Source organism: Maritimimonas sp. 2405UD52-3 (genome assembly GCF_056591715.1).
In genome coordinates this window covers 1-5722 of the sequence record NZ_JBWQOL010000010.1, presented here as the reverse complement: position 1 = coordinate 5722, position 5722 = coordinate 1, and the positions used below count along the sequence as shown (strand labels likewise).

The window sequence follows — 5722 nt, the reverse complement described above, 5'->3', positions numbered from 1 at the left end:
TTTATTAAAAGCAAGGCAACGACCTACTCTTCCACCAGTGGCAGTACCATCGGCGCTGATAGGTTTAACTTCTCTGTTCGGAATGGGAAGAGGTGAGCCCTATCGCTATAATCACCTTAAGTTTTTCAAGTTATGAATATTGAGTTTATAGTTATGAGTTAAACTCATAATTCAACATTTATAATTCATAACTCGTATGAGTTGACATATTCAGATATTGGTATCGTTTCTATATATTTAAAAAGAGTTGTCCTCTCCGCCTTACGGCGGAGAAGGTACGTACATAAGCATATGGGTTATTAGTACTACTCGGCTATGACATTACTGCCTTTACACCTATAGCCTATCAACGTGGTAATCTTCCACGACCCTTTAAAGAAATCTCATCTTGTGGTGGGTTTCGCGCTTATATGCTTTCAGCGCTTATCCCTTCCCGACATAGCTACCCAGCAGTGCTCCTGGCGGAACAACTGGTACACCAGCGGTCAGTCCAATTCGGTCCTCTCGTACTAGAATCAGATCCACGCAAATTTCTAACGCCCGCTACAGATAGAGACCGAACTGTCTCACGACGTTCTGAACCCAGCTCGCGTGCCACTTTAATGGGCGAACAGCCCAACCCTTGGGACCTTCTCCAGCCCCAGGATGTGACGAGCCGACATCGAGGTGCCAAACCCCCCCGTCGATGTGAGCTCTTGGGGGAGATCAGCCTGTTATCCCCGGAGTACCTTTTATCCTTTGAGCGATGGCCCTTCCATGCGGAACCACCGGATCACTATGCTCTTGTTTCCAACCTGATCGACTTGTATGTCTCTCAGTCAAGCACCCTTATGCCATTGCACTCTACGCACGGTTACCAAGCGTGCTGAGGGTACCTTTAGAAGCCTCCGTTACTCTTTTGGAGGCGACCACCCCAGTCAAACTACCCACCACGCACTGTTCTCATCACTGAGTTAGGCTTCAGATAAGCAAAGGGTGGTATTTCAACAATGACTCCACAACGCCTGGCGACGCCGCTTCAATGTCTCCCACCTATCCTACACATTACTTATCCAAAGTCAATACGAAGCTATAGTAAAGGTTCACGGGGTCTTTTCGTCCCGTAGCGGGTAATCGGCATCTTCACCGATACTACAATTTCACCGAGCTCATGGCCGAGACAGTATCCAGATCGTTACACCATTCGTGCAGGTCGGAACTTACCCGACAAGGAATTTCGCTACCTTAGGACCGTTATAGTTACGGCCGCCGTTTACTGGGGCTTCATTTCAATGCGTCGCCGAAGCTAACATCTCCACTTAACCTTCCAGCACCGGGCAGGTGTCAGGCCTTATACGTCATCTTTCGATTTAGCAAAGCCCTATGTTTTTGATAAACAGTCGCCTGGATCATTTCTCTGCGGCCCCACAAAGTGGGGCGACTCTTCTCCCGAAGTTACGAGTCTATTTTGCCTAGTTCCTTAGCCATGAATCTCTCGAGCACCTTAGAATTCTCATCCCAACTACCTGTGTCGGTTTATGGTACGGGTACTTTATATCTGAAGCTTAGAGGGTTTTCTTGGAAGCCCTTAACCGCACTATCCACGCAGCCGAAGCCTTGTGGTACTATCCTGCATCAGCAAACCATGCGCATTTAACTACACAGTCTATACCTAAACAGTTTAACGTACTATTCCGTCAGTACGCGGCGGGTTCATTACTCCGTCACCCCATCGCAATATAAAGTAGTACTGGAATATTAACCAGTTGTCCATCGACTACCCCCTTCGGGTTCGCCTTAGGTCCCGACTAACCCTCAGCTGATTAGCATCGCTGAGGAAACCTTAGTCTTTCGGTGTGCGGGTTTCTCACCCGCATTATCGTTACTTATGCCTACATTTTCTTTTGTAATCGCTCCAGCAAACCTTACAATTCACCTTCAACGCAAGATTACAATGCTCCCCTACCCCTTACACTAATGTGTAAAGCCATAGCTTCGGTAGTATACTTATGCCCGATTATTATCCATGCTCGATCGCTCGACTAGTGAGCTGTTACGCACTCTTTAAATGAATGGCTGCTTCCAAGCCAACATCCTAGCTGTCTAGGCAATCAAACCGCGTTTATTCAACTTAGTATACATTTGGGGACCTTAGCTGATGGTCTGGGTTCTTTCCCTCTCGGACATGGACCTTAGCACCCATGCCCTCACTGCTGTGTATATTATATAGCATTCGGAGTTTGTCAGGAATTGGTAGGCGGTGAAACCCCCGCATCCAATCAGTAGCTCTACCTCTATATAACTCAACCACAACGCTGCACCTAAATGCATTTCGGGGAGTACGAGCTATTTCCGAGTTTGATTGGCCTTTCACCCCTACCCACAGGTCATCCAAAGACTTTTCAACGTCAACTGGTTCGGTCCTCCACAGTGTGTTACCACTGCTTCAACCTGCCCATGGGTAGATCACTCGGTTTCGCGTCTACTACTACTAACTAAAACGCCCTATTCAGACTCGCTTTCGCTACGGCTCCGTGTCTTAAACACTTAACCTTGCTAGCAACAGTAACTCGTAGGCTCATTATGCAAAAGGCACGCCGTCACCAATAAATTGGCTCCGACCGCTTGTAGGCGTACGGTTTCAGGATCTCTTTCACTCCCTTACTTAGGGTTCTTTTCACCTTTCCCTCACGGTACTAGTTCACTATCGGTCTCTCAGGAGTATTTAGCCTTACCAGATGGTCCTGGTTGATTCATACAGGGTTTCACGTGCCCCGCACTACTCAGGATACTACTAGGGGTAACTCTCTTTACCTATACAGGGCTATCACCTTCTTCGGCTCCTCTTTCCAAAGGATTCTAGTTCATAAAGCACTCCATATTGTAGTCCTACAACCCCAATATTGCCGTAACAACATTGGTTTGGGCTAATCCGCGTTCGCTCGCCACTACTAACGGAATCACTATTGTTTTCTCTTCCTCCGGGTACTTAGATGTTTCAGTTCTCCGGGTTTGCTCACCGTAAACGGTGTGACTGGCCTTCAACCAGCCGGGTTGCCCCATTCGGATATCTGCGGATCAAATCGTATGTGCCAATCCCCGCAGCTTTTCGCAGCTTATCACGTCCTTCTTCGCCTCTGAGAGCCTAGGCATCCGCCATACGCCCTTAACTTGCTTATTGTACTTTTTGCTTTGACATTACTGTCAAAACGAGCTCTTTTATATTTAATTTCTATCTTTAATATATAGCTAATAAAAAACTTAAAAAATGTTCTTTATCGTTCCTGAAAATTAATTCAGGATAATTTACGATATCTATATCTCAATATGTCAATGAACGTTGTGGCGAATCGCCACTGATAAATAATATCAGCAACAAACTCGTCGCAATACTCTAGAGATAATCTTACTTATCTCTGGGCATTGCCCAGTGGAGAATACCGGAGTCGAACCGGTGACCTCCTGCGTGCAAGGCAGGCGCTCTAGCCAGCTGAGCTAATTCCCCATATACTAGTCGTTAGTACATAGTAGTTAGTAGTTAGACCATAACCACCCTCTCAACTTCTAGAATTTCCTATTCAATATCTTTAATGAACTTGCTTAAAACTCTGAACTCAGAACTCTAAACTACGGCTTCGCCGCATCGTAGTCTTGGGCAGGCTCGAACTGCCGACCTCTACATTATCAGTGTAGCGCTCTAACCAGCTGAGCTACAAGACTGTCTTTAGACATTAGACGATAGATAGTAGAACAAAGACCTCTTGTGTCTCTTATCTTTTATCTCATATCTAACCTCTAACAGCTTTAAATTTTAAAAAAAGATCAACAGCAATAAAAAACCAAATCATAATTTTCTGAGTAACTCACCATCCTTCTGATATCTATATAAATAGATAATCTCTAGAAAGGAGGTGTTCCAGCCGCACCTTCCGGTACGGCTACCTTGTTACGACTTAGCCCCAGTTACTAGTTTTACCCTAGGCAGCTCCTTGCGGTCACCGACTTCAGGTACTCCCAGCTTCCATGGCTTGACGGGCGGTGTGTACAAGGCCCGGGAACGTATTCACCGCAGCATGGCTGATCTGCGATTACTAGCGATTCCAGCTTCACGGAGTCGAGTTGCAGACTCCGATCCGAACTGAGATAGACTTTATAGATTCGCTCCTATTTGCATAGTGGCTGCTCTCTGTATCTACCATTGTAGCACGTGTGTAGCCCAGGACGTAAGGGCCGTGATGATTTGACGTCATCCCCACCTTCCTCACGGTTTGCACCGGCAGTCTCGTTAGAGTCCTCAGCTTAACCTGTTAGCAACTAACGATAGGGGTTGCGCTCGTTATAGGACTTAACCTGACACCTCACGGCACGAGCTGACGACAACCATGCAGCACCTTGTAGATAGTCCGAAGAAATAGCTATCTCTAGCTAATGCAATCTACATTTAAGCCCTGGTAAGGTTCCTCGCGTATCATCGAATTAAACCACATGCTCCACCGCTTGTGCGGGCCCCCGTCAATTCCTTTGAGTTTCATTCTTGCGAACGTACTCCCCAGGTGGGATACTTATCACTTTCGCTTAGTCACTGAGGTAAACCCCAACAACTAGTATCCATCGTTTACGGCGTGGACTACCAGGGTATCTAATCCTGTTCGCTCCCCACGCTTTCGTCCATCAGTGTCAGTATATACTTAGTAAGCTGCCTTCGCAATCGGTATTCTATGTAATATCTAAGCATTTCACCGCTACACTACATATTCTACTTACTTCAATATAACTCAAGACAACCAGTATCAAAGGCAGTTCCATAGTTAAGCTATGGGATTTCACCTCTGACTTAATTGCCCACCTACGGACCCTTTAAACCCAATGATTCCGGATAACGCTTGCACCCTCCGTATTACCGCGGCTGCTGGCACGGAGTTAGCCGGTGCTTATTCATATAGTACCGTCAGCCTCTCACACGTGAAAGGGTTTCTTCCTATATAAAAGCAGTTTACAACCCATAGGGCAGTCTTCCTGCACGCGGCATGGCTGGATCAGAGTTGCCTCCATTGTCCAATATTCCTCACTGCTGCCTCCCGTAGGAGTCTGGTCCGTGTCTCAGTACCAGTGTGGGGGATCTCCCTCTCAGGACCCCTACCTATCGTAGCCATGGGGAGCCGTTACCTCGCCATCTAGCTAATAGGACGCATACTCATCTTATACCGATAAATCTTTACTATAATTATGATGCCATAACTATAGACCATGGAGTATTAATCTTCATTTCTAAAGGCTATCCTCCTGTATAAGGCAAATTGTATACGCGTTACGCACCCGTGCGCCGGTCGTCATCAGTTGCAAGCAACTATGTTACCCCTCGACTTGCATGTGTTAAGCCTGCCGCTAGCGTTCATCCTGAGCCAGGATCAAACTCTCCATCGTATAAATTTTAAATCTCTTTACCAGATGATGAGTACTCAAAAAAATTAAACAAGTTCTAAAAACTTGTGACTTCGCTCTTTATTTACGCTGTCGATCTTCCAATAATTTTCAATGACCTTAATTAGTAGTTAGTAAAAAGTACTTAGTATTAAGTAATAAACTCAACTACCAAAATCTCGTGAGAACGCTAGAATCGAACTAACTTATAAAACTATCAAAATCAAAAATCCTAATAGCTAATAATTCCAAAAATCCTCCTCAATGAACACCCCTAATTCCTTAGCGGCTGCAAATGTATAAATCTTTTTAATTATAGCAA

At 45.6% G+C, this 5722-nt stretch carries 2 tRNA genes and 3 rRNA genes; all 5 read right to left on the bottom strand.

Annotation, left to right across the window (positions count from 1 at the left end):
- Positions 1-10 precede the first annotated feature (10 nt).
- The 5 genes from rrf to AC1EU5_RS15880 all read right to left on the bottom strand — a co-directional run bounded on the left by rrf (position 11) and on the right by AC1EU5_RS15880 (position 5403).
- Positions 11-119, bottom strand: a 5S ribosomal RNA gene (gene rrf / locus AC1EU5_RS15900).
- 161 nt (positions 120-280) lie between these two features.
- Positions 281-3159, bottom strand: a 23S ribosomal RNA gene (locus tag AC1EU5_RS15895).
- 251 nt (positions 3160-3410) lie between these two features.
- A tRNA-Ala gene (locus AC1EU5_RS15890) sits at positions 3411-3484 on the bottom strand.
- A gap of 141 nt (positions 3485-3625) precedes the next feature.
- Positions 3626-3699: transfer RNA gene (locus AC1EU5_RS15885), tRNA-Ile, on the bottom strand.
- A 184-nt stretch (positions 3700-3883) separates the two neighbouring features.
- Positions 3884-5403 (bottom strand): 16S ribosomal RNA (locus tag AC1EU5_RS15880).
- Together the 16S, 23S and 5S rRNA genes with 2 tRNA genes alongside form the textbook arrangement of a ribosomal RNA operon.
- Between the last annotated feature and the right edge of the window lie 319 nt (positions 5404-5722).